The organism is Streptomyces sp. NPDC000134 (assembly GCF_042899225.1).
GTDB lineage: Bacteria > Actinomycetota > Actinomycetes > Streptomycetales > Streptomycetaceae > Streptomyces.
Genome location: NZ_JBIAZN010000006.1, coordinates 183884 through 206208, shown reverse-complemented (window position 1 = coordinate 206208; position 22325 = coordinate 183884). Strand labels below are relative to the sequence as shown.

Sequence of the window (22325 nt, the reverse complement as noted above, 5' to 3'; positions counted from 1 at the left end):
CCATGTCCGAGTGGTCCGTCGCCGAGCCCACGAGGCTCACGTTCGACGCCCCCGTGAGCGAGCTCCATGTCCGCCTCGTCGACGGCACGGTGAACGTGGTGGGCACCGAGGAGAGTTCCGCCCGCCTGGAAGTGTCCTCGATCGAGGGACCCCCGCTGATCGTGACCCAGCGCGGCGGCATCCTCACGGTGGCCTACGAGGACCTGCCCTGGAAGGGCTTCCTCAAGTGGCTGGACCGCACCGGCCGGCGCCGCAGCGCGGTGGTCTCCCTGGCCGTCCCGGCGGCCACGCGTGTGGAGGTCGGCGCCGTCTGCGCCGCCACCGTGGTCTCCGGGCTCGACGGCCGTGCGGAGGTCAAGGGCGTCACCGGCGACACCACGCTGGTCCGGCTCGCCGGCCCGGTCCGCGCCGACACGGTCTCCGGGAGCGTGGAGGCCCAGGCCCTCACCGGCGACCTGCGGTTCAACTCCGTCTCCGGGGACCTGACGGTCGTCGAGGCCGGGTCCGCCGTCCGGGCGGACTCGGTGAGCGGTTCGGTGATCGTCGACTGCGATCCGGTGAGCCGCCCCACCGACCTCAGCCTGACCAGTGTCTCGGGCGAGATCGCCGTCCGCCTCCCGCACCCGGCCGACACCGAGGTCGAGGCCAACACGGCGAGCGGCACCGTCTCCAGCGCCTTCGAGGACCTGAGGATAGGCGGCCTCTGGGGCACCAAGCGCATCACCGGCCGGCTGGGCTCGGGCAGCGGCAGGCTGAAGGCGACGACGGTCTCCGGCTCCATCGCCCTGCTGCGCCGCCCGCCGGCCCAGGAGCATCCGTGGGACGCCGGACCGGTGGACACCCCCGGTGACGCCCCCACCGCCGGCCCGACCGACAAGAAGGTGCTCTGACATGCCCCCCGTCTTCGCCCACGGCCGCCTCCGCCTCTACCTGCTGAAGCTGCTCGACGAGGCCCCCCGCCACGGCTACGAGGTGATCCGCCTCCTGGAAGAACGCTTCCAGGGGCTCTACGCCCCCTCGGCCGGCACGGTCTACCCGCGCCTGGCCAAGCTGGAGGCCGAGGGCCTGGTCACCCACACCACCGAGGGCGGCCGGAAGGTGTACGCCATCACCGACGCCGGCCGTGCCGAACTGGCCGACCGCAGCGGCGAGCTGGCCGACCTGGAGCTGGAGATCCGCGAGTCGGTCGCCGAACTCGCCGCGGAGATCCGCGCCGATGTGCGGGGCGCGGCCGGCGACCTGCGCCGGGAGATGCGGGCGGCGGCCAGCGCCTCCCGCCGGACCACCGGGGACCGGGGCGGCCAGGGCTCGCCGTTCGGGGACTTCGCCGACCTGGGCGACAAGGACGCCTGGCGGGCCGCCAAGGAGGAGATGCGCCGGGTCAAGCAGGAGTGGAAGGAGCAGGCCCGCCGCGCCAAGGACGAGAGCCGCCGGGCCCGCGAGGAGGCCCAGCGGGCGCGCCACCAGGCCAAGGAGGCCCAGGAAGAGGTGCAGCGCCTGGCCCGCCGGGTGCAGGAGCAGGTGCAGGACCACTTCGCCCGGGGCGACTGGCCGGCCGGCCTGCGCGAACTGGCCAAGGAGGTCGCCGAGTTCGGCAAGGACGTCGGCTTCGGCCGCCCGGTGTACACGCCTGCCGCCGAGGACTTCCCCGCCGACTATCGGCCGGCCTGGGCCCACGCGTCGGCCGCCGACTCCACCGGCGACCCCGCCCGCGACCTCGACCGCCTGCTGGACCGCTTCCGCGACGACATCCGCGACGCCTCCCGCGACCACGGCGTCACGGACGCCCAGGTCCAGGACATCCGCGACCAGTTGGCGGCGACGGCGGCCCGCGTCCACGCCCTCCTCGACCCCGGCAAGCCCTGACCCCTGCCCGCCCCCTCCGGGGGGCCGCCTGGCGACGACCCCCGCGAGCCCCGACCCCTGCCCGTACGGGGGGCCGCCTGGCGACGACCCCCGCGAGCCCCGACCTCACCCGCCCGGGGGGGGCCGCCCGGCGATCGGGCGGGAGGCCGAAGCACTGAGCCCCGGCCCCGCCCGCCCGGGACGGCCCCGGTGTCACCCTGCCCGCGCCTCGCCCTCCCCGCCCAGTACGCGGGTCAGGGACTCGTGGGTCACGCCGTGGTCGGCGAGGACCTCGGCCGGGACGCCGGGGAGGATGGTCAGGGCGAGGAGGAGGTGCTCGTCGCCGATGTGCCGGTCGCGGCGGGCCACGGCCACCCGGAGGGACGCGGTGAGGACCTCCTTGGCGTCCCCTCCGAAGCCGACCCGGCCCGAGCGCCGGGCCCCGCCCCCCGGGCCGCCGGCCATCGCCCCGACGCCGTGCGCCTCCTCCACCCGGGACACGATCTCCGTCACGTCGATCCCCAGCCCGGCGAGCGCGTCCGTATCGGCCCGGGAGAGCCCGGCCCGCCGCCGGGCCTCGTCCAGCGCCCGCCGCACCGACTCCCCCCGGTCGCCGACGCCGAGCGCGGCCAGCGCGAACGCGGCCCGGCTGCCCTCGCGGTCCAGCAGCGCCAGCAGCAGATGCTCCGCACCCACCGTCCGCGCCCCCGTCGCCTCCGCGTGACCGGACGCCCCCTGCACCACGGCTCGGGCGTCCTTCGTGAACCGCTCGAACATCAATGCCTCCCGTACTTCTTGTGCACGGCCTGCCTGCTGACCCCGAGTTCCGTGGCGATCTCCTGCCACGACCACCCCTGTCGGCGCGCACTGCGCACCTGGACCGACTCCAACTGCTCCAGCAGCCTCCGCAGCGCGGCGACGGCCCGCAGCCCGACCCGTGGATCGCGATCCCCCGCCCGCGCGGCGAGATCCGTAGCTTCGCTCATACATGTCAACTTAGATTGACACCCGCCGGACGTCAACCCCAGTTGACAGTCCGATCGTCCCGGGGAACGCGAACGGCGGGCCCGTTCCCGGACCCGCCGCAGGTGACCACGTAAGCGACCGTCGAAGCGGCCACGCGACTGACCGCCCAAGCGACCGCTCAAGCGGCCGCGTCCGCCCGACGACCGTCAGGCATTCCTCAGTACGATCTTCCCGAACTGCTCCCCGGCTGCCATTCGTTCGAAGCCCGCGCGGGCCCGGTCCAGCGGCAGCACCTCGTCCACGACCGGACGCACCCCGGTGGCGGCGCAGAAGGACAGCAGGTCCTCCAGCTCGTCCTTGGTCCCCATCGTCGACCCGACCACCTTCAGCTCCAGGAAGAAGATCCGGGTCAGCTCCGCGTGCGAGGGCCGGTCACCGCTCGTGGCACCGGAGATGACGATCGTCCCGCCGGGCCGCAGCGACTTCACCGAGTGCGACCAGGTCGCCGCCCCCACGGTCTCGATCACCGCGTCGACCCGCTGAGGCAGCCTCGCCCCCGGCTCCACCGCCTCCACGGCCCCCAGCTCCACCGCCCGCTTCCGCTTGGCCTCGTCCCGGCTGGTGGCGAAGACCCGCAGGCCGGCCGCCTTCCCCAGCACGATCGCGGCCGTGGCGACCCCGCCGCCGGCCCCCTGCACCAGCACCGAGTCCCCGGGCCGCACCCCGGCGTTGGTGAACAGCATCCGGTACGCCGTCAGCCAGGCCGTCGGCAGACAGGCGGCCTCCTCGAAGGAGAGTTCCTTCGGCTTGGGCAGGATGTTCCAGGTCGGCACGGCGACCCGCTCGGCGAACGTCCCCTGGTAGCGCTCGGTGAGGATGGACCGGGGCTCCCTGGGCCCGACCCCGTGCCCGGTCTGGCCGATGACCGAGTGCAGGACGACCTCGTTGCCGTCCTCGTCGATCCCGGCGGCGTCGCACCCCAGGATCATCGGCAGCCGGTCCTCGGAGAGGCCGACGCCCCGGAGGGACCACAGGTCGTGATGGTTGAGGGAAGCGGCTCTGACATCGACGACACTCCAGCCGGGGCGGGCCTCGGGAGCCGGTCGCTCTCCCGACTCAAGGCCGGAGAGCGGCTGGTCGCGGTCGATTCGGGCGGCGTAGACAGCGAACATGCCCCCGACGATAGGTTCCCCGCCCGCCGTCCGAAACCGTCCGGCCCTGTGACACACGCCCTCTTGCGCACCCCGCGCCCACGCCACGCCCCGGACGCCCCCGGACGCCGAGCGGCCCCACCCCCGCACAGGGAGCAGGGCCGCTCGGACAACAGGCGCCTCGGACAACAGGCGCCACAGCCGTCACCGACGGGCGACGCCCTCCGCCCGCGCTGCCGCCGCCACCGCGGCCGTGACCGCCGGGGCGACCCGCTCGTCGAACGGCGACGGGATGACGTAGTCCGCCGCGAGGTCGTCACCGACGACGGAGGCCAGCGCCTCGGCCGCGGCGAGCTTCATCCCCTCGGTGATCCGGGAGGCCCGCACCTGCAGCGCCCCGGCGAAGATCCCGGGGAACGCCAGCACGTTGTTGATCTGGTTGGGGAAGTCCGACCGCCCCGTGGCCACGACGGCCGCGTACTTGTGGGCGACCTCGGGGTGCACCTCGGGGTTCGGGTTGGCCATGGCGAACACGAACGCGCCCGGCGCCATCGACGCCACCGCCGCCTCCGGCACCGTACCGCCGGAGACCCCGATGAAGACGTCGGCGCCCTCCAGCGCCGCCTCCAGCGAGCCGGACCGCCCGGCCTTGTTGGTGAACTCGGCCAGCTCCCGCTTGACCGACGTCAGATCCTCGCGGTCCGCCGACACGACGCCCTTGCGGTCGGTCACCGCGACGTCCCCGATCCCGGCCTCGACGAGCATCCTGGCGATGGCGACGCCCGCCGCGCCCGCGCCCGAGATCACGGCCCGCAGCTCGCCCAGCGACCGCCCGCTCAGCCGCGCCGCGTTGCGCAGCGCCGCCAGCGTCACGACCGCCGTACCGTGCTGGTCGTCGTGGAAGACCGGGATGTCCAGCCGTTCCTGGAGGCGGCGCTCGATCTCGAAGCACCGCGGCGCCGAGATGTCCTCCAGGTTGACCCCGCCGAACGAGGGCGCGAGCCGCACCACCGTCTCGACGATCTCGTCGACGTCCGTGCAGGCGAGCGCGATCGGCACCGCGTCCACCCCGCCGAACTGCTTGAAGAGGATGGCCTTGCCCTCCATCACCGGGAGGGAGGCTTCGGGCCCGATGTCTCCGAGCCCCAGGACGGCCGTACCGTCCGTCACGACCGCGACGACCGACGACTTCCACGTGTAGTCGTGCACCAGGTCCGGCTGCTCGGCGATCGCGCTGCACACTTTCGCGACGCCGGGCGTGTACGCCAGGGACAGGTCGTCCTTGTCACGGACCGGCACGGTGGCCTGCACGGCCATCTTGCCGCCGCGGTGCAGCGCGAACGCGGGTTCCAGCGAATCGAGGGAATCGCCGGCGCTGTCACTGTCGCTGCGAGGATTGACGATCTCCGCTGCCACTTCCTATACCCCTTAGGTCTGCATGGTTTGAGGGTTGGTCCACTCCTGGTGAGGAATGGGCGGGACCGCGCAAGGCCCAGAAGTGTGATGCGTACGGGCCTGTACGCGACGGGCGCGCCGCACACGCGCCCTGAGCCCCGGATGAGGGGTGTAACGCTCCTTCTTACCGGACGGGCACCGCCCGCGACGAGCCCAATAGGCGCAAGCTCACATCCCGGACGTCGGAAGCCGTGGGCGGCGATATGCCGGTGACATGACTCATAGTGCGAGTTCCGGCCAAAGCCTTCCCGCCTCTTGACAACCGGAAAAAGCCGGTTTCGACCGGCAGTCCGGCACCCCTCCACCCGTCCGCATCGCGAGACCGACGGGAGATCTTCCGGCCGGACGCAGCGATTCCCGCAAAGGTTCGGACGTGATGTACCGACCTGGTGCGGTTCGGGAGGTCACCCGTTATCCGATTTTGACATGGCGGTCTCCCTGAACAGCGCCGTCCGAATGGCAAGATGCCGTAATCACACGAGGTAGCGACACCCGAAGGTGTGTGCGCACACCTGTGCACCCCGTCTCATCGGCTACTCCACCATCCGCCGGAGGAACCCACCATGACCGCAAGCTCCACCCGTCGCCCGACCGCCGCGACCTCCCGCACCGCCGCGGTCGGTGCGATCGCGGTCGCAGGCGCGCTGCTGCTCACCGGATGCGGCGACCAGACCAAGGACAAGGGCTCCGGCGAGAGCCGGTCCGCGAGCGCGGCCCCGCTGGCCGACAAGCTGCCCCAGGAGATCCGCGACAAGGGCGTCATCAAGGTCGGCTCGGACATCGCCTACGCGCCGGTGGAGTTCAAGGACGACTCCGGCAAGACCGTCGGCATCGACCCGGACATCGCGGCGGCGATGGGCAAGCAGCTCGGGGTGACGTTCGAGTTCGAGAACGGCACCTTCGACACGCTCATCGGCGGTCTCGCCTCCAAGCGGTACGACATCGCCATGTCGGCCATGACCGACACCAAGGACCGCCAGGAGGGCGTCGACGGCGACACCGGCAAGAAGGTCGGCGCGGGCGTCGACTTCGTCGACTACTTCACCGCGGGCGTCTCGCTCTACACCAACAAGGGCGACGACCAGGGCATCAAGACCTGGGACGACCTGTGCGGCAAGACCATGGCGGTGCAGCGCAACACCTTCTCCCACGACCTCGCCAAGGACCAGGCGGCGAAGTGCAAGAAGGACGGCGAGGGCGCGCTGAAGATCGAGGACTTCGGCACCAACCCCGAGGCCGAGACCCGGATGCGCTCCAAGGGCGCCGACGTGGTCTCCGCCGACTTCCCGATCGCCGCGTACTCCGTGAAGAACGCGGGCGGCGGCAAGTACTTCGAGATCGTCGGCGACCAGGTCGAGGCGGGTCCGTACGGCATCGCCGTGGCCAAGGGCAGCACCGAGCTGCGCGACGCCCTCAAGGCGGCCGTCCAGGCGATCATCGACAACGGCGAGTACCGGAAGATCGTGGAGAAGTGGGGCGTCGCCGACGGCGCCGTCACCGAGGCCAAGATCAACGGCGGTTCCTGAACCGGCACGTCCGAACCGCTCCGACTCGGTTCTGAAAGGCTCCACCCGTGACTGTTGACGTCAGCAAGACGGACGGTCCCGGCACGCCGCCGCCGGCCGGCCCGGAGGCCATCAAGGCCATCCCGGTCCGGCACCCCGGCCGGTACGTGTCCGCGGTCGTCGCGCTCGCCCTGCTGGGCGCGGTCGTCTACGCCTTCGCGCAAGGAAAGATCAACTGGGGCGCGGTCCCCGACTACTTCTTCGACGACCGGATCATGCACGGCGTCGGGAACACCCTGCTGCTCACCGTGCTCTCCATGCTGATCGGCATCGTCGGCGGCATCGTGCTCGCGGTGATGCGGCTGTCGAAGAACCCGGTGACCTCGTCGATCGCGTGGTTCTACATCTGGTTCTTCCGCGGCACCCCGGTCCTGGTCCAGTTGTTCGTCTGGTTCAACCTCGGCCTGGTCTTCGAGTACATCAACCTGGGCCCGGTCTACAAGGACTACTGGTCGTCCTTCATGACGCCGCTGCTGACGGCGCTGCTCGGCCTGGGCCTGAACGAGGCCGCGTACATGGCGGAGATCTGCCGCGCCGGCCTGCTCTCGGTCGACGAGGGCCAGACCGAGGCCGCGCACGCGCTGGGCATGAGCCACACCAAGACCCTGCGCCGGATCGTCATCCCGCAGGCGATGCGGGTGATCGTGCCGCCCACCGGCAACGAGGTCATCAACATGCTGAAGACGACCTCGCTCGTCTCGGCGGTGCAGTTCTACGACCTCTTCAAGGAGGCCCAGGACATCGGCCAGAACGCGGGCTCCACGGTGGAGATGTACTTCCTCGCCGCCGCCTGGTACCTGATCATGACCTCGATCCTCAGCGTCGGCCAGTACTACGTCGAGCGGTACTACGCCCGCGGCTCGTCCCGCTCCCTGCCGCCGACCCCGCTCCAGCGTTTCAAGGCCGCGGTCCTCCCGGCCCGCCGCCCGAAGGGAGTCACGGCATGACGCACCCCATGGTCAGGGCCGAGGGCGTGCACAAGTCCTTCGGCGCGGTGGAGGTCCTCAAGGGCATCGACCTCCAGGTCGACTCCGGCGAGGTCTTCTGCCTCATCGGCCCCTCCGGCTCCGGCAAGTCCACCTTCCTCAGGTGTATCAACCACCTCGAGAAGATCAACGCCGGACGGCTGTACGTCGACGGCGAACTGGTCGGCTACCGGCAGAAGGGCGACAAGCTCTACGAGCTGAAGGACAGCGAGGTCGCCCTCAAGCGCCGGGACATCGGCATGGTCTTCCAGCGCTTCAACCTGTTCCCGCACATGACGGCCGTGGAGAACGTCATGGAGGCACCGGTCCAGGTCAAGGGCATGAGCAGGCCCGAGGCCCGGGAGCGCGCGACGCGGCTGCTGGACCGGGTCGGCCTGGCCGACAAGGCGTACAACTACCCCTCGCAGCTCTCCGGCGGCCAGCAGCAGCGGGTCGCCATCGCCCGCGCGCTGGCGATGGACCCGAAGCTGATGCTGTTCGACGAGCCGACCTCGGCGCTCGACCCGGAGCTGGTCGGCGACGTCCTGGACGTCATGCGCGACCTCGCCGAGTCCGGCATGACGATGGTCGTCGTCACCCACGAGATGGGCTTCGCCCGCGAGGTCGGCGACAGCCTGGTCTTCATGGACGGCGGCGTGGTGGTCGAGTCGGGCAACCCGCGCGAGGTGCTGACCGACCCGCAGCACGAGCGGACGAAGGCGTTCCTGTCCAAGGTCCTCTGAACCCCGACGGAAAGGGGCGGTACGGCTCGGCCGTACCGCCCCTTCCCGTACGCGCGCTCCGGCTCCGGCGCGAACGGGCGCGCGTGGTCTCGCTCCGGCGCTGGCGGACGCGCCCGCTCCGGCGCGAGCGGGCGCGTGCGTTTCGGAGCGAGCGGACACGTGCGTTTCAGCGCGAGGGCGCGTCCGCTCCGGCGCGAGCGGACGCGTGCGCGTGCGCGTGCGCGCCTACTTCAGCGCGAGCAGCAGCGTGTCCGACGGCGAGCACCACACGGGCCGTACCTCGCCGAAGCCCCGCTCGCGCAGCACACGCGCGTGCCAGTCCACGGGCGGGGTGTCACCCTCGGCGTGCTCGCCGTAGATCGCGAAGCGGCGGGCCGTCGGCCCGGCGAGGACGGGGTCCTCGGCGGCGAGCTGCCACCACTCGGTCCAGTCGAGGGCGCCCTCGCGCCGGGCGTCCTCCATGCGCGCGTGCCGCTGCGCCCGCTCGGCCGCGTTGATCCGGGGCGTCGTGTCGTCGATCATGTGGTCCGCGTTCATGAACACACCGCCGTCGCGGACGAGTTCCGCGACCTGACCGTAGAGGGCCGCGAGGGGTTCGGCGTGCAGCCAGTGCAGGGCCGTGGCGGTCAGTACCGCGTCGTAGGAGTCGTACGGCAGCCCGGCCGTCCAGGCGGGGTCCTTGAGGTCGGCCGTCACCAGGGTGACCCGGTCGTCACCGGCGAAGGTGCCCTCGGCGATGGCCAGCAGCGCCGGGTCGAGGTCGACACCGGTGCTGGTGGCCTCGGGGAAGCGGGCGAGCACCCGGGCGGTGATGCTGCCGGTGCCGCACGCGAGGTCCAGGACTCGCGGCGCCCGGCCCACCAGGGCCTCCACCATGTCGAGCATGATGCGGAAGCGCTCCTCCCGGTCGGGCATGTACCACTCCTGCTGCCGGTCCCAGCTCTCCTGCCAGGCCCCCCAGTCGGCACCGGTGGTGGTGATGTCCGCGTCCGTCATCGAGCCCCTCCTCGGATCTGTCACGTAATACCCTGGAAGCACGATCGCTCATTACCCGACCGCAGGCACGACCATAGAGCCCCTTCGTAAGGACTACAAGTGGAACTGGCCTATTACTCGGATTACGCCGTACGCCTCGTCAACACCGAGGAGCCGGTCCGGGGCAAGGACTCGCTGACGTCCGTGGAGGCCGTCCGCGACCTGTTCGGCGACAACCAGTCGGCGGCCCGACGGGCCACCGAGGCGGACGTGACCCGGTTCCGCGGGGTCCGGGCCCGGCTGCGCGCGGTCTTCGACGCGGCCGACGGCGATGACGAGACCCTGGCGGTGGACCTCCTGAACTCCCTGCTGCTGGAGTTCCCGGTCAGCCCCCAGATCTCCGGCCACGACTTCCGGGACGACGACGGCCGCCCGCTGTGGCACATGCACCTGGCCGACCACCCGTCGAACGCGACCGCCGGGTACGCCGCGATCGCCGCGATGGGCCTGGCCTTCCACCTCACCGAGTACGGCGTGGACCGCCTGGGCCTGTGCGAGGCGTCCCCGTGCCGCAACGCCTACCTGGACACCTCCACCAACCGCTCCCGCCGCTACTGCTCCGACCGCTGCGCCACCCGCGCCAACGTGGCCGCCTACCGCGCCCGCAAGCGCCTGGCGGCCGACCGGTCGGACAGCACCGGCCTGACCGCCGACAGCGCCCAGCGGACCAGCCCGAACGGCGACCGCCCGCCCGGCCCGAGCGGCCGGTAGCGCAGCCGCACCTTGCCGAGGACCAGGTCGGCGGGGACCACCCCGTAGTCCGTGCTGTCGCCACCGGCGTACGCGTTGTCCCCGAGCACCCACCAGCCGCCCTCGCGCCGCTGCGCGGCCCGCTTGACGACGAGCAGGTCCTGCTGGAACGGGTGCCGCAGCACCACCACGTCACCGGGCCGCACCCGCGCTCCCCAGTGCACCAGCAGCAGGTCCCCGTGGTACAGCGTCGGCACCATCGACGGTCCGGTCACCTCGGCCGGCCCGAAGGGCAGCGGCCCTCTCGCGCGGCCGGTCTCCTGCGACAGCTCCGGCATCACCCGGCACCTCCCCGGTCATTCCTCCACCAGTCCCAGTGTGACCCCGGACTTTTGTCCTAAGCCCATGGGGGCACTCGCGAAATCGCGCCTCCCAGGGAGTAATGTCCCCCCTGAGAAGACGATCACGAGGAAGGAATGCTTCATGCTTTCCCGCCTGTTTGCCCCCAAGGTCAAGGTCAGCGCCCACTGCGACCTTCCCTGCGGCGTGTACGACCCTGCCCAGGCCCGCATCGAGGCGGAGTCGGTCAAGGCCGTCCAGGAAAAGATGGCCGGCAACGACGACCCGCACTTCCAGACCCGCGCCACCGTCATCAAGGAGCAGCGCGCGGAGCTGGCCAAGCACCACGTGTCGGTCCTGTGGAGCGACTACTTCAAGCCCCCGCACTTCGAGAAGTACCCGGAGCTGCACCAGTTGGTCAACGACACCCTGAAGGCCCTCTCGGCCGCCAAGGCGTCCACCGACCCGGCCACCGGCCAGAAGGCGCTGGACTACATCGCCCAGATCGACAAGATCTTCTGGGAGACCAAGAAGGCTTGATCCCGGACGGCCGGCGATCGGTGCACCATCGCGGGCCCACGGGCGTTCTGAAGGGGCCCGGCCGCATCGGCCGGGCCCTCAGCGCTGTCCGGGCGCCTCGCGGCGGGGCTACCGGGCCGCCGGTCTCGGCTCGCGCCACATCGGCCACATGCGGGGGCCCTCGTACGGCAGGTCCAGGGGCCGGCCGGTGAGGGTGAACCCGAGGCGTTCGTACAGGCCGAAGCTGCGGGCGCTGCTGGCCTCCAGATAGGCGGGCGTGCCCTCGCGGTCGCAGCGGTCGAGGACCGAGCCGATGAGCGCGGTGCCCAGGCCCTCGCCCTGCCGCTCGGGGGCGACGCCGATCATCCAGAGGTACTCGTGGGCCCGGCCCGAGGGGTGCACGCCGGCCGTGAGCCGGGCGATCAGCTCCACGCGCTCGTTGTCCGGGTCGACGGCCTCGCGGACCCGCGCCGGGCCGTCGTCGCCGTCGTCGTGTGCCTCGGCGGGCATCGGCAGCCAGAGGGCGCAGGCCGAGTCGTCCTCGGTGAGGTCGACGCGGCCCTCGGCGAGGACGGCGTCGGTGAAGGCGGCCATCAGCCGGTGGTGCGTCCGGCGGCGGTACTCCGCGCCGGGGAACACCCAGGTGCTGACCGGATCGTCCTGGAAGGCTGCGTCCAGCACTCGGACGACCGTCTCCCGGTCGTCCTCCCCCGCCGTCCGGATCGCCACGCCCATGCCCCACCCCTTCGCCTCAACGGCCGTCACTCGTACGCGCGTTGAGCGTAACCGGTGGGACGGGCGAGGGCTGGGGGTACGTCTGAGGCGGGCCCCGCACACCGTGAGGGGTGCGGGGCCCGCCGGGACCGGAGCCCGGACGGCGCGACCGCACGGCGTCGGCTCCGCACGGCCCTGCAACGGGCTCCGGGGTCGGTGGGGCGGGAGGTGTGCAGCGCCAGTGCCTGCGCCGATGCCGCTACAGGCAGCAGGCTCCTGGGCCGGCGCCTGTCCTGGGCGCTGGGTGCCGGGCGCTGGGGCCGGTGGTGGCTCAGGCGCGGGGCTCCCGGACCGGTGCCGCCTCGGCGATCCAGGCGCCGAGACCGACGCCGCCACGGGCACCGGGCTCCCGAACCGGCCTGCCCCAGGCGCCGAGCCCCGGAGCCCGCGCCGTCACGGGCACCGGGCTCCTGGGCCGGTGCCGGTCTCGGGCGCTGGGCGCCGGGGCCAGGGCCCCTTGGTGGCTCGGGCTCCGGATCGCGGGGCCCGCGCCCGGCCTCACGCGCTGCGGCGGGTGACGAACTCGGCCAGGGCGAGCAGGCCGCCCGCCGCCTCCGGCTCGGGCACGGCCCGGGACAGCTCCTGCATCGCGCGGGCCATCCGGTCGGCCGCCTGGGCCTGCGCCCAGTCCCGGCCGCCCGCCCGCTCCACGGCCAGCGCGGTGCTCTCCAGGTCCTCCGCGCCCTCCTCGTACGGCACCGCGTACCGCTCGGCCAGCTCGGCCGCCGCCGGGGTGCCGGAGGTGAGCGCGGCGACCACCGGCAGCGACTTCTTGCGGGCCGCCAGGTCCGCCCCGGCCGGCTTGCCGGTGCGGTGCGGGTCGCCCCACAGGCCGATGACGTCGTCGATGAGCTGGAACGCCAGCCCCGCCTCCCGGCCGAACGCGTCCAGCGCCGCCACGTCCGCCTCGCCGGCGCCCGCGTACAGCCCGCCCAGCGCGCAGGCGCAGCCCAGCAGCGCGCCGGTCTTGGCCTCGGCCATGGCGAGCGTCTCCTCCAGGGTGACCTCGTCCGGCCGCCGCCGCTCCATCACCGTGTCCGTCTGCTGTCCGGCGCACAGCTCCACCACGCAGTCCGCGAGCCGGGCCGCCGCGGTGGCGGACGCCGAGTGCGGGTCGGTGGCGAGCAGGCGCAGGGCCAGCGCCTGGAGGGCGTCGCCCGCGAGGATCGCGTCGGCGTCGCCGAACACGGTCCAGGCGGTGGGCCGGTGGCGGCGGGTGGTGTCCCGGTCCATCACGTCGTCGTGCAACAGCGTGAAGTTGTGCACCAGTTCCACCGCGACCGCCGCCCGCACGGCCGCCGCCCGGCCCCGGGGCCCGCCGACCGCGGCGGCCGCGGCGAGGACGAGCGCGGGCCGGATCGCCTTGCCCGCGTTGCCCGACGCCGGGCTGCCGTCCGCGTGGCTCCAGCCGAAGTGGTAGAGCGCGACCCGGCCGATCGCGGCGGGCAACTCGTCGATGGCAGCCCGCAGTTCCGGGTCGACCGTCGCCCGCACGCGGTGCAGCAGCGCCGTCACCTCGTGCCCCTCGGACTCGCCGCCCGGCCCCCACCCCTCGGAGGTCCGCGGCCCGTTCTCCCGCTGCGTCCCGACGGCCTCCTGCCTTTCCAGCGTGCCGGCGGGGCGCCCTCTCGTACCCCCCGGGACGTCCCCGCCCGGCGGGGCGGGGACACGGTGTGCGGGAGGAGGAGTCACCGCCAGCGGCCGATCTCGACGTTCTCCAGGACACCGAGCGCGTCCGGCACCAGGACCGCGGCCGAGTAGTAGCCCGTCACGAGGTACTTGATGATGGCCTGCTCGTTGATACCCATGAAGCGCACCGACAGGCTCGGCTCGATCTCGTCCGGGATGCCGGTGGCGCGCAGCCCGATGACCCCCTGGTCGGCCTCGCCGGTACGCATGGCGATGATCGAGGTGGTCCGGGCCTCGGTGACCGGGATCTTGTTGCACGGGTAGATCGGCACGCCCCGCCAGGTGGGAATCCGGTTGCCGGCGATGTCGATGGTCTCGGGGACCAGCCCCCGCTTGTTCAGCTCGCGTCCGATGGCGGCGATGGCGCGCGGGTGGGCGAGGAACAGCTTGGTGCCGCGCCGGCGGCTGAGCAGCTCGTCCAGGTCGTCCGGGCCGGGTACCCCGTCGTGCGGCTGGATGCGCTGGTCGTACTCGCAGTTGTTCAGCAGGCCGAACTCGCGGTTGTTGATCAGCTCGTGCTCCTGGCGCTCCTTGAGCGCCTCGACCGTCAGCCGGATCTGCTGCTCGGTCTGGTTCATCGGCTGGTTGTAGAGGTCGGCCACGCGCGAGTGGATGCGCAGGACGGTCTGGGCGACGCTCAGCTCGTACTCACGGGGCCTGGCCTTGTAGTCGACGAAGGTGTGCGGGATGTCCGGCTCACCGGTGTGGCCGGCCGCGAGGTCGATCGCCTTCTCGCCGTGCTTGTTGGTGCGCTGCTGGGGAATGGAGCGCCGCCGCTGGATGTGGCCGCGCAGGGAGTCGCTGCGCTCGGAGATCTGCTCGACCTGCCGGCGGGGCAGCACCAGGACCGTGCAGGCGGTCACCGCGCGGGCGGTGTACTCCCAGATGGCGTCCGCGTCGAGCAGTGTGTGGTCGCCGAAGTAGGCGCCGTCGGCGAGGACGCCGAGCACCGCGTCGTCCCCGTAGGGGCCGGTGCCGACCTTCTCGACCCTGCCGTGCGCCAGCAGGTAGACCTCTTCGGTGCGGCTGCCGAACGAGGCGATCACATCGCCGGGCTCGAACTCCCGCTGCTCGCAGCGCTGGGCCAGCTCCGAGAGCACTTCCTGGTCCTCGTAGGACCGCAGGGCCGGCAGCTCGGTCAGCTCCGCGGGGATGACCTCCACCCGGTCGCCGGTCTTGACGAACGTGACCCGGCCGTCGCCCACCGCGAAGGTCAGACGCCGGTTCACCCGGTACGTACCGCCCTGGATGTCGACCCAGGGCAGCGTGCGCAGCAGCCAGCGGGAGCTGATCTCCTGCACCTGCGGCACGGACTTGGTCGTGGTGGCCAGGTTCCGCGCGGCCGCCGTGCCGAGGGACTGCTGCGGCCTGGTCTGTTCGTTGCTGCGGACCTCTTCGCCTACCGACATAGAGGGTTTGCCTTCCCGGTTCATGCCGGCGCGTCCGCGCCCGGCATCGATGTGCACGGGTCAGCTTTCCTCACACAACGTGCCGGTGCTATTCCCCGAAAGAGCGGGAATGGACCGGCGTCCGAGGGGGCATGCGAGCCCGTTCTGCCGCCTCCCGGCCGTCCGGAACCCGGACATTGTCCGGATCGGATCGCACATGAACCGAACGGTTGGTAGCGATCACCGCGTTCCGGTATAGGCAGCGGTACGAGCGGATCGCGCCGGGCGGTCGCCGTGCGGGACGAAGGAGCGGTCCATGGCAACACCCATGTCCGCGAGCAGTCTGGTGAAGGCGTTGAAGGCCGAGGGGGTGACGGTCGTCGAGGTGGGCGACTGGCGGACCCACAACCGCAACCACAAGGGGCCCTGGGGCCCGGTCCACGGAGTCATGATCCATCACACGGTGACCAAGGGCAGCGCCCGGACGGTGGAGATCTGCCGCGAGGGCTACGCGGAGCTGCCGGGTCCGCTGTGCCACGGCGTCATCACCAAGGACGGCAAGGTCCACCTGGTCGGCCACGGCCGGGCCAACCACGCGGGCCTCGGCGACGACGAGGTGCTGCGCGCCGTGATCGCGGAGAAGGCGCTGCCCAAGGACAACGAGGCGAACACCGACGGCAACCGGCACTTCTACGGCTTCGAGTGCGAGAACCTCGGCGACGGCGAGGACCCGTGGCCGGACGCCCAGTTGGAGGCCGTCGAGCGGATCGCCGCCGCGATCTGCCGCTACCACGACTGGAACGAGCGGTCCGTCATCGGGCACCTGGAGTGGCAGCCGGGAAAGGTGGACCCGCGCGGGTTCACGATGGCGTCGATGCGCGAGCGGGTCCGGGACCGCCTGAAGTGAGCCGGTGTCCGACAATGGCGTGATGACCGCCCTGGACGTGCTCGGCCCCCGCCTGCCCTCACCGCTGCGGGAGGCGCGGGACGACCGCTTCGAGCGGCACGGCGTCCGTCTGCTTCTCAAACGCGACGACCTGGTGCACCCGGAGCTGATCGGAAACAAGTGGCGCAAACTCGCGCCGAACCTCCTGGCGGCGGCCGGCCGTCCGGTCGTCACTTTCGGCGGCGCCTACTCCAACCACCTGCGGGCCACCGCCGCCGCGGGCCGCCTCCTGGGCCTGCGCACCGTGGGGGTGGTCCGCGGCCACGAGCTGGCCGGCCGGCCGCTGAACCCGTCTCTGGCCCGGTGCGCGGCCGACGGGATGCGGCTGCATTTCGTCGACCGGGCGACGTACCGGCGCAAGACCGAACCGGCCACGCTCGCCGCACTTCTTCGCACATGCGACGCCGAGGACGCGTACGTCGTCCCCGAGGGCGGCAGCAACGCCGCGGCGGTGCGCGCCTGCCGGGACCTGGGCGCCGAGCTGGGCGACCGGGCCGACGTCGTCGCCGTGGCCTGCGGCACCGGGGGCACCCTCGCGGGGCTGGCCGCGGGGCTCGCCCCCGGCCGGCGGGCGCTGGGGGTGCCCGTGCTCAGGGGCGGCTTCCTGGACGGCGACATACGCCGCCTCCAGGAGGCGGCCTTCGGCGGGCCCCGGGGCGAGTGGCGGCTGGACGACCGCTTCCACTTCGGCGGCTACGCCCGCGTCTCCCCCGTCCTGGACGCCTTCGCCGCGGACTTCGAACGCCGCCACGGCGTGCCGGTGGAGCGCCTCTACGTCGCCAAGGCGCTCTACGCCCTGCTCGCCCTCACCGAGGAGGGCGCCTTCCCGCGCGGGACGACGCTGGCGGCCGTGGTCACCGGCCGCCCCTTCCCCGAGGGGCCCTAGGCGGCCTCCCGGTACGCCGCCGCCTCCTCCAGGTCCAGGCGGCGCAGCAGGACGCGGAGCATCTCGTCGTCGATGTGGCGGCCGTCGCGCAGCTTGACGAACACCTCGCGCTCGGCGCTGATCATCTCCCGGGACAGCCTGCGGTAGGTGTCGTCGACGGTCTCGCCGGTGACGGGGTTCACCTGGCCGAGCCGTTCCCACACGGCGTTGCGGCGGCGCTCCAGGACCGTGCGCAGGCGCTCGGCGAGCGGGCCCGGCAGGACGTTGCGGTCGTCGGCCAGGAGATCGTCCAGGCGCCGCTCGGCGGCCCGGGACGCCTGCGCCTGGGCGTTGGCCTCGGCGAGCGTCTCGGCCTGGGTGTCCCGGCCGGGGAACTTCAGCAGCCGGATCAGCGGGGGCAGGGTCACCCCCTGGACGACCAGGGTGCCGATGACCGTGGTGAACGTCAGGAACAGGATGAGGTTGCGCTCGGGGAAGGGCTCGCCGCCGTGCACGGTGAGGGGGATCGAGAAGGCGATGGCCAGCGAGACCACGCCGCGCATCCCGGCCCAGCCGATGACGAACGGCGCCCGCCAGGTGGGGTTCTCCTCACGCACGCGGATGCGTGCCGACAGGAACCGAGGCAGGAAGGTCGCCGGGTACACCCACAGGAACCGGGCGGCGACCACCACCAGGAAGAGGACGATCGCGTACCAGGCGGCGTCGATCCCCTCGTACGCCCCGAGGCCCCTGAGGACCACCGGCAACTGGAGGCCGATCAGCGCGAACACGGCCGACTCCAGGACGAAGGCGACCATCTTCCACACCGCCTCCTCCTGGAGCCGGGTGGCGAAGTCGACCTCCCACGCGCGGTGGCCGAGGTAGAGCGCGACGACGACGACCGCGAGGACGCCGGAGGCGTGCAACTGCTCGGCGACCGCGTAGGCGACGAACGGGATCAGCAGGGAGAGCGTGTTCTGCAGCAGCGCCTCCTTCACGTGTGTGCGCAGCCAGTGCAGCGGTGCCATCAGCACCAGGCCGACGCCGACGCCGCCGACCGCGGCGATCAGGAACTCGCCGATCCCGCCGGCCCAGGTGGCGCCCTCGCCGACCGCCGCCGCGAGCGCCACCTTGTAGGCGGTGATCGCGGTGGCGTCGTTCACCAGGGACTCGCCCTGGAGGATCGTGGTGATCCGCGAGGGCAGCCCCACCCGGCGCGCGACCGCCGTGGCGGCGACGGCGTCCGGGGGCGCCACCACCGCGCCGAGCACCAGTGCCGCGGTCAGCGGCAGCCCCGGCACGATCAGATAGGCGGCCCAGCCGACCGCGAACGTCGCGAAGAGCACGTACCCGACGGAGAGCAGGGCGACGGGCCGCATCTGGGCGCGCAGGTCCAGGTAGGAGCTGTCGGTGGCCGCCGTGTAGAGCAGCGGGGGCAGCAGCAGCGGCAGCACGACGTGCGGGTCGAGGGTGTAGTCGGGCACGCCCGGCACATAGCTGACCGCCAGTCCGGCCGCGACCAGCAGCAGCGGTGCCGGCACCGGGAGGCGCCGTCCCGCCGCGGCGACCACCGCACTGCCCGCCACCAGCAACAGCAGCGGCATCACGTCCATGCTCCCCGCCCTCTTCTTCCGCGCGGTCACCCGCGCACCCGTCGTAACCTGGCAATCATGAAACAGTGCACGCACGTCGACGCGCTGCCGCACCCGGACCCGAGACCGCTGAGCGAGACCTGTCCGGAGTGCCTGGCCGAGGGTACGGACCCGGTGCAGTTGCGGCTCTGCCTCACCTGCGGTCATGTCGGCTGCTGCGACTCCTCGCCGCGCCGGCACGCCACCGCCCACCACGAGGAGACCGGGCATCCGGTGATGCGGACCTTCGAGCCCGGCGAGGACTGGCGCTGGTGCTTCGTCGACCACGTCCTCGTGACAAGCTGAGGACGCCCCGACGAGGGACGGTTCGACCGTCTGACGTCTGGGTACGTCAACCCGGCGCGCGCTCTTCCGATTTGGGCCCGCCCAACCACTAGCCACTCAGCGTGTTCATGTGTTTACTATGAGTGACAGCAAGGGGTTGGGGTCTCGGGGACAGGAAAGTTCGGAGCGCGATACCGTCACCGCTGAACCACGTATCGCGTCACCGCGTTACCCGAGGGTCTTCCTCGGCCCTGAAACGCTTGTACCACCTTGGAGGTGAGGGTGTCCCAGTTCGCAGGCGAGCCCGCGACCCAGGACTTCGTCGAAGTCCGGCTGCCGGCCGCGGGTGCCTACCTGTCGGTGCTGCGTACGGCGACGGCCGGTCTCGCGGCCCGTTTGGACTTCACCCTCGACGAGATCGAGGACCTGCGCATCGCGGTGGACGAGGCCTGCGCGATCCTGCTCCAGCAGGCCGTGTCCGGTTCCGTGCTGAGCTGTGTCTTCCGCCTCGTCGACGACTCGCTGGAGGTCACCGTCTCGGCGCCCACCACGGACGGCCACGCCCCGTCGCGCGACACCTTCGCCTGGACCGTCCTGTCCGCTCTCGCGGGCAAGGTCTCCTCCGCCGTGGACGAGGACAACACCGTGTCGATCAGTCTCTACAAACAGCGCGGCGCGGGACCCGGGCCGGCGTGAGGACAGGGGACGGGCCGGTGCGGGACGAGAATCGCGGCACACGGGAGCTGCCGTCCGAGGACACCCGTTCCGCGAACGGGGCGCGGTGCACGGCGGACGGCATCGACGGCATCCCCGAGCAGGCCCGCCCGCACCCCGAGGACGCCGCCGAGGACGCCGGCGCGGGAGCCGGTGCCCGGGACGACGGGCGGCGGGCCGGGGGTCGGGACGGTGCCGTGCAGAGCGCGCCTGCGGGCGGGCGGAGCGGGGGCGTCCCCGCCCGGCCCGGCCGAGCGGAGGCGAGGGCTCCGGAAAGGGCTACGGGCGGGACGATGAGCGAGCACGAGCGAGAATCCGAGGACGCCGCGCCGGGGGCGCGGGGTGTGCCGGGCGCACACCACGACCCGCAGGACCGCAGCGGGGCGCGGGCCCTGTTCACCGAGCTGCGCGGCCTGGAGGACGGCAGCCCCGAGTACGCGGAGCTGCGCAACCGGCTGGTCCGGATGCACCTGCCGCTCGTCGAGCACCTCGCGCGCCGCTTCCGCAACCGCGGGGAGCCGCTGGACGACCTCACCCAGGTCGCCACCATCGGGCTGATCAAGTCCGTCGACCGCTTCGACCCGGACCGCGGCGTGGAGTTCTCCACCTACGCGACCCCGACGGTGGTCGGGGAGATCAAGCGGCACTTCCGGGACAAGGGCTGGGCGGTGCGCGTCCCGCGCCGACTCCAGGAACTGCGCCTGTCGCTCACCACGGCCACGGCGGAGCTGTCCCAGTTGCACGGCCGCTCCCCCACCGTGCACGAGCTGGCCGAGAAGCTCGGCATCTCGGAGGAGGAGGTCCTGGAGGGACTGGAGTCCGCCAACGCGTACTCCACGCTCTCCCTGGACGTCCCCGACACGGACGACGAGTCCCCGGCGGTCGCGGACACCCTCGGCGCCGAGGACGAGGCGCTGGAGGGCGTCGAGTACCGGGAGTCGCTCAAGCCGCTGCTGGAGGATCTGCCGCCCCGGGAGAAGCGCATCCTGCTGCTGCGCTTCTTCGGCAACATGACGCAGTCGCAGATCGCCCAGGAGGTCGGCATCTCGCAGATGCACGTCTCCCGGCTGCTGGCGCGCACCCTGGCGCAGTTGCGGGAGAAGCTGCTCGTCGAGGAGTGACCGCCCGGGGCCGGCGGGCCGGCGGACCGGTGGACCGTGAGCCGGCTAGTTCCGGGGGCCGCCGGGTCCCCGGATGCCGAGGGCCCGGGTGGTCTCGGGGTTCACGATCAGCACCAGCGCCGCGACGGCCACCACGGCGAGCACGATCCCCGCGGGGATGGCGACGCTGTCGGCCTGGAGCAGGTTGTAGGCCACGGGCAGCGCCATGATCTGCGTGATCACGGCGGGGCCCCGGCTCCAGCCCCGCCGGGCGAGCAGTCCGCGGGCGGCGAGCAGCGGCAGCAGCGCGAGGACGACCAGGGTGACTCCGCCGGTGACGGCCTGGGTGCGGTCGTCGGGGTGGCCGGTGAGGCCGCCCACGAGCATCCAGAGCCCGCCGGCCACGAGCGCGAGCCCCTCCAGCCCGGCGAGTGCGGCCGCGGCGGTCAGCCGGGCCGGGCGGGGACCCGCCGCGTCGGCGGCGACGGGGGCGGCGGCTTCGAGGCGGGGGTTCTGCTCACTGCTCACCCCTGAAGGGTAGCCCGCACGGCACCGGCGCCCGTGTCCAGGTTCACGCCGGTATCGCGTACCTCATCCACACCTCGGACTGGGCCCGGTACCGCCCAGTAGGTACCCTGCAACCCATGCGTGCACTTCTCGTGGTCAATCCGGCGGCAACCACCACGAGCGCGCGCACGCGCGACGTACTGATCCACGCGCTCGCCAGCGAGATGAAGCTGGAGGCGGTCACCACCGAGTACCGCGGCCACGCGCGGGACCTCGGCCGGCAGGCGGCGCTGAGCAAGGACATCGAGCTGGTGGTCGCCCTCGGCGGCGACGGCACCGTCAACGAGGTCGTCAACGGCCTGCTGCACGCGGGCCCCGACCCGGAGCACCTGCCCGGCCTCGCGGTGGTCCCCGGCGGTTCCACCAATGTCTTCGCCCGCGCCCTCGGCCTGCCCAACCACGCGGTGGAGGCCACCGGCGCCCTGCTGGACGCCCTGCGCCGGGGCAGCGAGCGCACCGTGGGCCTGGGGCTGACCTCCGGCACCCCGGGGTCGGAGGACGAGGCCGTGCCCGCGCGCTGGTTCACCTTCAACGCCGGACTCGGCTTCGACGCCGGTGTCGTCGGCCGGGTCGAACAGCAGCGCGAGCGCGGCAAGAAGTCCACCCACGCGCTCTACGTCCGCCAGGTGGTACGCCAGTTGTTCGGCGAGCCGCACCGGCGCAGCGGGACGATCACTTTGGAGCGGGCCGGCGAGGAGCCGCTCACCGATCTGGTCCTCTCCATAGTCTCGAACACATGCCCCTGGACGTTCCTGGGTAATCGCCCGATCTATGCATCACCTAAAGCCTCGTTCGACACCGGACTCGACGTATTCGGTCTCAGCCGCCTGTCCACGGCCGCTGTTGCCCGGTATGGCACCCAGTTGCTCACTTCGTCCCCCGAGCGCGGCCCCCGGGGAAAGCACGCCGTATCACTGCACGATCTGACCGACTTCACCTTGCATTCGAAGGTGCCGCTGCCCCTCCAGATGGACGGTGACCACCTGGGGCTGCGTACCAGCGTGACGTTCACAGGCGTACGCCGTGCACTGCGTGTGATTGTGTGAGCAGAACAGGCGAAAGTCCTTTCACTCGAACGTTTAGGCCAGGGTCC

Annotated in this window: 24 protein-coding genes; 13 read left to right on the top strand and 11 right to left on the bottom strand. The window is 72.3% G+C overall.

The genetic code is table 11. From position 1 onward, the window contains the following. Nucleotides 1–2 precede the first annotated feature (2 nt). Both ACFY32_RS11615 and ACFY32_RS11610 read left to right on the top strand, forming a co-directional pair. Complete coding sequence (locus ACFY32_RS11615; protein ID WP_359196086.1) at nt 3–890, top strand: hypothetical protein; 888 nt, start codon at nt 3–5, stop codon at nt 888–890. Nucleotide 891: 1 nt separating this feature from the next. Then, nucleotides 892–1866 (top strand): helix-turn-helix transcriptional regulator, encoded by a 975-nt coding sequence (locus ACFY32_RS11610; RefSeq protein WP_390673999.1) that lies wholly within the window; start codon nt 892–894, stop codon nt 1864–1866. A gap of 192 nt (nt 1867–2058) precedes the next feature. Here the strand turns inward: ACFY32_RS11610 and ACFY32_RS11605 are convergent, their stop codons facing one another. From ACFY32_RS11605 to ACFY32_RS11590, 4 genes are all read right to left on the bottom strand, one after another. Further along, the gene (locus ACFY32_RS11605; protein WP_359196080.1) at nt 2059–2622 is read right to left on the bottom strand and encodes a Clp protease N-terminal domain-containing protein; all 564 of its coding nucleotides are present in this window, start codon (nt 2620–2622) and stop codon (nt 2059–2061) included. After that, entirely contained in the window at nt 2622–2831 is a 210-nt protein-coding gene (locus tag ACFY32_RS11600) for an HTH domain-containing protein (protein WP_359196077.1), read from the bottom strand. Before ACFY32_RS11600 ends, ACFY32_RS11605 begins: the two co-directional genes overlap by 1 nt. A gap of 186 nt (nt 2832–3017) precedes the next feature. Beyond that, entirely contained in the window at nt 3018–3983 is a 966-nt protein-coding gene (locus ACFY32_RS11595) for a zinc-binding dehydrogenase (protein ID WP_390673998.1), read from the bottom strand. 183 nt (nt 3984–4166) lie between these two features. After that, nucleotides 4167–5378 carry an NADP-dependent malic enzyme gene (locus ACFY32_RS11590; RefSeq protein WP_359196071.1) on the bottom strand — a complete coding sequence of 404 codons (1212 nt, stop codon included), beginning with the start codon at nt 5376–5378 and terminating at the stop codon, nt 4167–4169. A gap of 602 nt (nt 5379–5980) precedes the next feature. On the opposite strand from ACFY32_RS11590, the gene ACFY32_RS11585 reads away from it, so the two are divergent. The 3 genes from ACFY32_RS11585 to ACFY32_RS11575 are packed head-to-tail and all read left to right on the top strand — an operon-like array spanning nt 5981 to nt 8690. After that, complete coding sequence (locus ACFY32_RS11585) at nt 5981–6943, top strand: ABC transporter substrate-binding protein (RefSeq protein WP_359196068.1); 963 nt, start codon at nt 5981–5983, stop codon at nt 6941–6943. 47 nt (nt 6944–6990) lie between these two features. Then, on the top strand, nt 6991–7929 hold the full coding sequence (locus tag ACFY32_RS11580; protein ID WP_359196065.1) for an amino acid ABC transporter permease: 939 nt from the start codon (nt 6991–6993) through the stop codon (nt 7927–7929). Continuing rightward, on the top strand, nt 7926–8690 hold the full coding sequence (locus tag ACFY32_RS11575; RefSeq protein ID WP_359196062.1) for an amino acid ABC transporter ATP-binding protein: 765 nt from the start codon (nt 7926–7928) through the stop codon (nt 8688–8690). Before ACFY32_RS11580 ends, ACFY32_RS11575 begins: the two co-directional genes overlap by 4 nt. A 225-nt stretch (nt 8691–8915) precedes the next feature. Here the strand turns inward: ACFY32_RS11575 and ACFY32_RS11570 are convergent, their stop codons facing one another. Then, nucleotides 8916–9686 (bottom strand): class I SAM-dependent methyltransferase, encoded by a 771-nt coding sequence (locus ACFY32_RS11570; protein ID WP_359196059.1) that lies wholly within the window; start codon nt 9684–9686, stop codon nt 8916–8918. Between the two features lie 99 nt (nt 9687–9785). Here ACFY32_RS11570 and ACFY32_RS11565 point away from each other — a divergent pair, with 99 nt between their 5' ends. Then, nucleotides 9786–10436, top strand: a complete 651-nt coding sequence (locus ACFY32_RS11565; protein ID WP_390673997.1) for a CGNR zinc finger domain-containing protein — start codon at nt 9786–9788, stop codon at nt 10434–10436. On the opposite strand, the gene sodX is transcribed toward ACFY32_RS11565, so the two are convergent. Beyond that, on the bottom strand, nt 10319–10753 hold the full coding sequence (gene sodX, locus ACFY32_RS11560) for a nickel-type superoxide dismutase maturation protease (protein WP_359196053.1): 435 nt from the start codon (nt 10751–10753) through the stop codon (nt 10319–10321). The genes ACFY32_RS11565 and sodX overlap by 118 nt on opposite strands. Nucleotides 10754–10898: 145 nt before the next feature. Between sodX and sodN the strand changes: the two genes are divergently transcribed. Continuing rightward, on the top strand, nt 10899–11294 hold the full coding sequence (sodN, locus tag ACFY32_RS11555; RefSeq protein WP_143627044.1) for a superoxide dismutase, Ni: 396 nt from the start codon (nt 10899–10901) through the stop codon (nt 11292–11294). Between the two features lie 108 nt (nt 11295–11402). Here sodN and ACFY32_RS11550 read toward each other — a convergent pair whose 3' ends face one another. From ACFY32_RS11550 to ACFY32_RS11540, 3 genes are all read right to left on the bottom strand, one after another. Next, a complete protein-coding gene (locus ACFY32_RS11550) occupies nt 11403–12008 on the bottom strand; it encodes a GNAT family N-acetyltransferase (protein WP_390673996.1) in 606 nt (201 codons plus the stop codon). A gap of 537 nt (nt 12009–12545) precedes the next feature. Beyond that, complete coding sequence (locus ACFY32_RS11545) at nt 12546–13655, bottom strand: family 2 encapsulin nanocompartment cargo protein polyprenyl transferase (protein WP_390674056.1); 1110 nt, start codon at nt 13653–13655, stop codon at nt 12546–12548. 80 nt (nt 13656–13735) lie between these two features. Continuing rightward, nucleotides 13736–15145, bottom strand: a complete 1410-nt coding sequence (locus tag ACFY32_RS11540) for a family 2B encapsulin nanocompartment shell protein (protein ID WP_359196040.1) — start codon at nt 15143–15145, stop codon at nt 13736–13738. A gap of 295 nt (nt 15146–15440) precedes the next feature. Between ACFY32_RS11540 and ACFY32_RS11535 the strand changes: the two genes are divergently transcribed. Further along, complete coding sequence (locus ACFY32_RS11535; RefSeq protein WP_390673995.1) at nt 15441–16031, top strand: N-acetylmuramoyl-L-alanine amidase; 591 nt, start codon at nt 15441–15443, stop codon at nt 16029–16031. 22 nt (nt 16032–16053) lie between these two features. Further along, nucleotides 16054–16956 carry a 1-aminocyclopropane-1-carboxylate deaminase/D-cysteine desulfhydrase gene (locus tag ACFY32_RS11530; protein ID WP_390673994.1) on the top strand — a complete coding sequence of 301 codons (903 nt, stop codon included), beginning with the start codon at nt 16054–16056 and terminating at the stop codon, nt 16954–16956. On the opposite strand, the gene ACFY32_RS11525 is transcribed toward ACFY32_RS11530, so the two are convergent. After that, entirely contained in the window at nt 16953–18548 is a 1596-nt protein-coding gene (locus ACFY32_RS11525) for a Na+/H+ antiporter (RefSeq protein ID WP_359196031.1), read from the bottom strand. The genes ACFY32_RS11530 and ACFY32_RS11525 overlap by 4 nt on opposite strands. A gap of 57 nt (nt 18549–18605) precedes the next feature. On the opposite strand from ACFY32_RS11525, the gene ACFY32_RS11520 reads away from it, so the two are divergent. From ACFY32_RS11520 to ACFY32_RS11510, 3 genes are all read left to right on the top strand, one after another. Next, the gene (locus ACFY32_RS11520; protein WP_359196028.1) at nt 18606–18872 is read left to right on the top strand and encodes a UBP-type zinc finger domain-containing protein; all 267 of its coding nucleotides are present in this window, start codon (nt 18606–18608) and stop codon (nt 18870–18872) included. Between the two features lie 261 nt (nt 18873–19133). After that, nucleotides 19134–19547: an anti-sigma regulatory factor gene (locus ACFY32_RS11515; protein WP_359196026.1), complete on the top strand. Its 414-nt coding sequence runs from the start codon at nt 19134–19136 to the stop codon at nt 19545–19547. A 17-nt stretch (nt 19548–19564) separates the two neighbouring features. Continuing rightward, entirely contained in the window at nt 19565–20686 is a 1122-nt protein-coding gene (locus ACFY32_RS11510) for an RNA polymerase sigma factor SigF (protein ID WP_390673993.1), read from the top strand. Between the two features lie 45 nt (nt 20687–20731). On the opposite strand, the gene ACFY32_RS11505 is transcribed toward ACFY32_RS11510, so the two are convergent. Next, the gene (locus ACFY32_RS11505) at nt 20732–21193 is read right to left on the bottom strand and encodes a hypothetical protein (protein ID WP_390673992.1); all 462 of its coding nucleotides are present in this window, start codon (nt 21191–21193) and stop codon (nt 20732–20734) included. Between the two features lie 116 nt (nt 21194–21309). Here ACFY32_RS11505 and ACFY32_RS11500 point away from each other — a divergent pair, with 116 nt between their 5' ends. After that, entirely contained in the window at nt 21310–22278 is a 969-nt protein-coding gene (locus ACFY32_RS11500; protein WP_359196018.1) for a diacylglycerol kinase family protein, read from the top strand. The last annotated feature ends 47 nt before the right edge of the window (nt 22279–22325 follow it).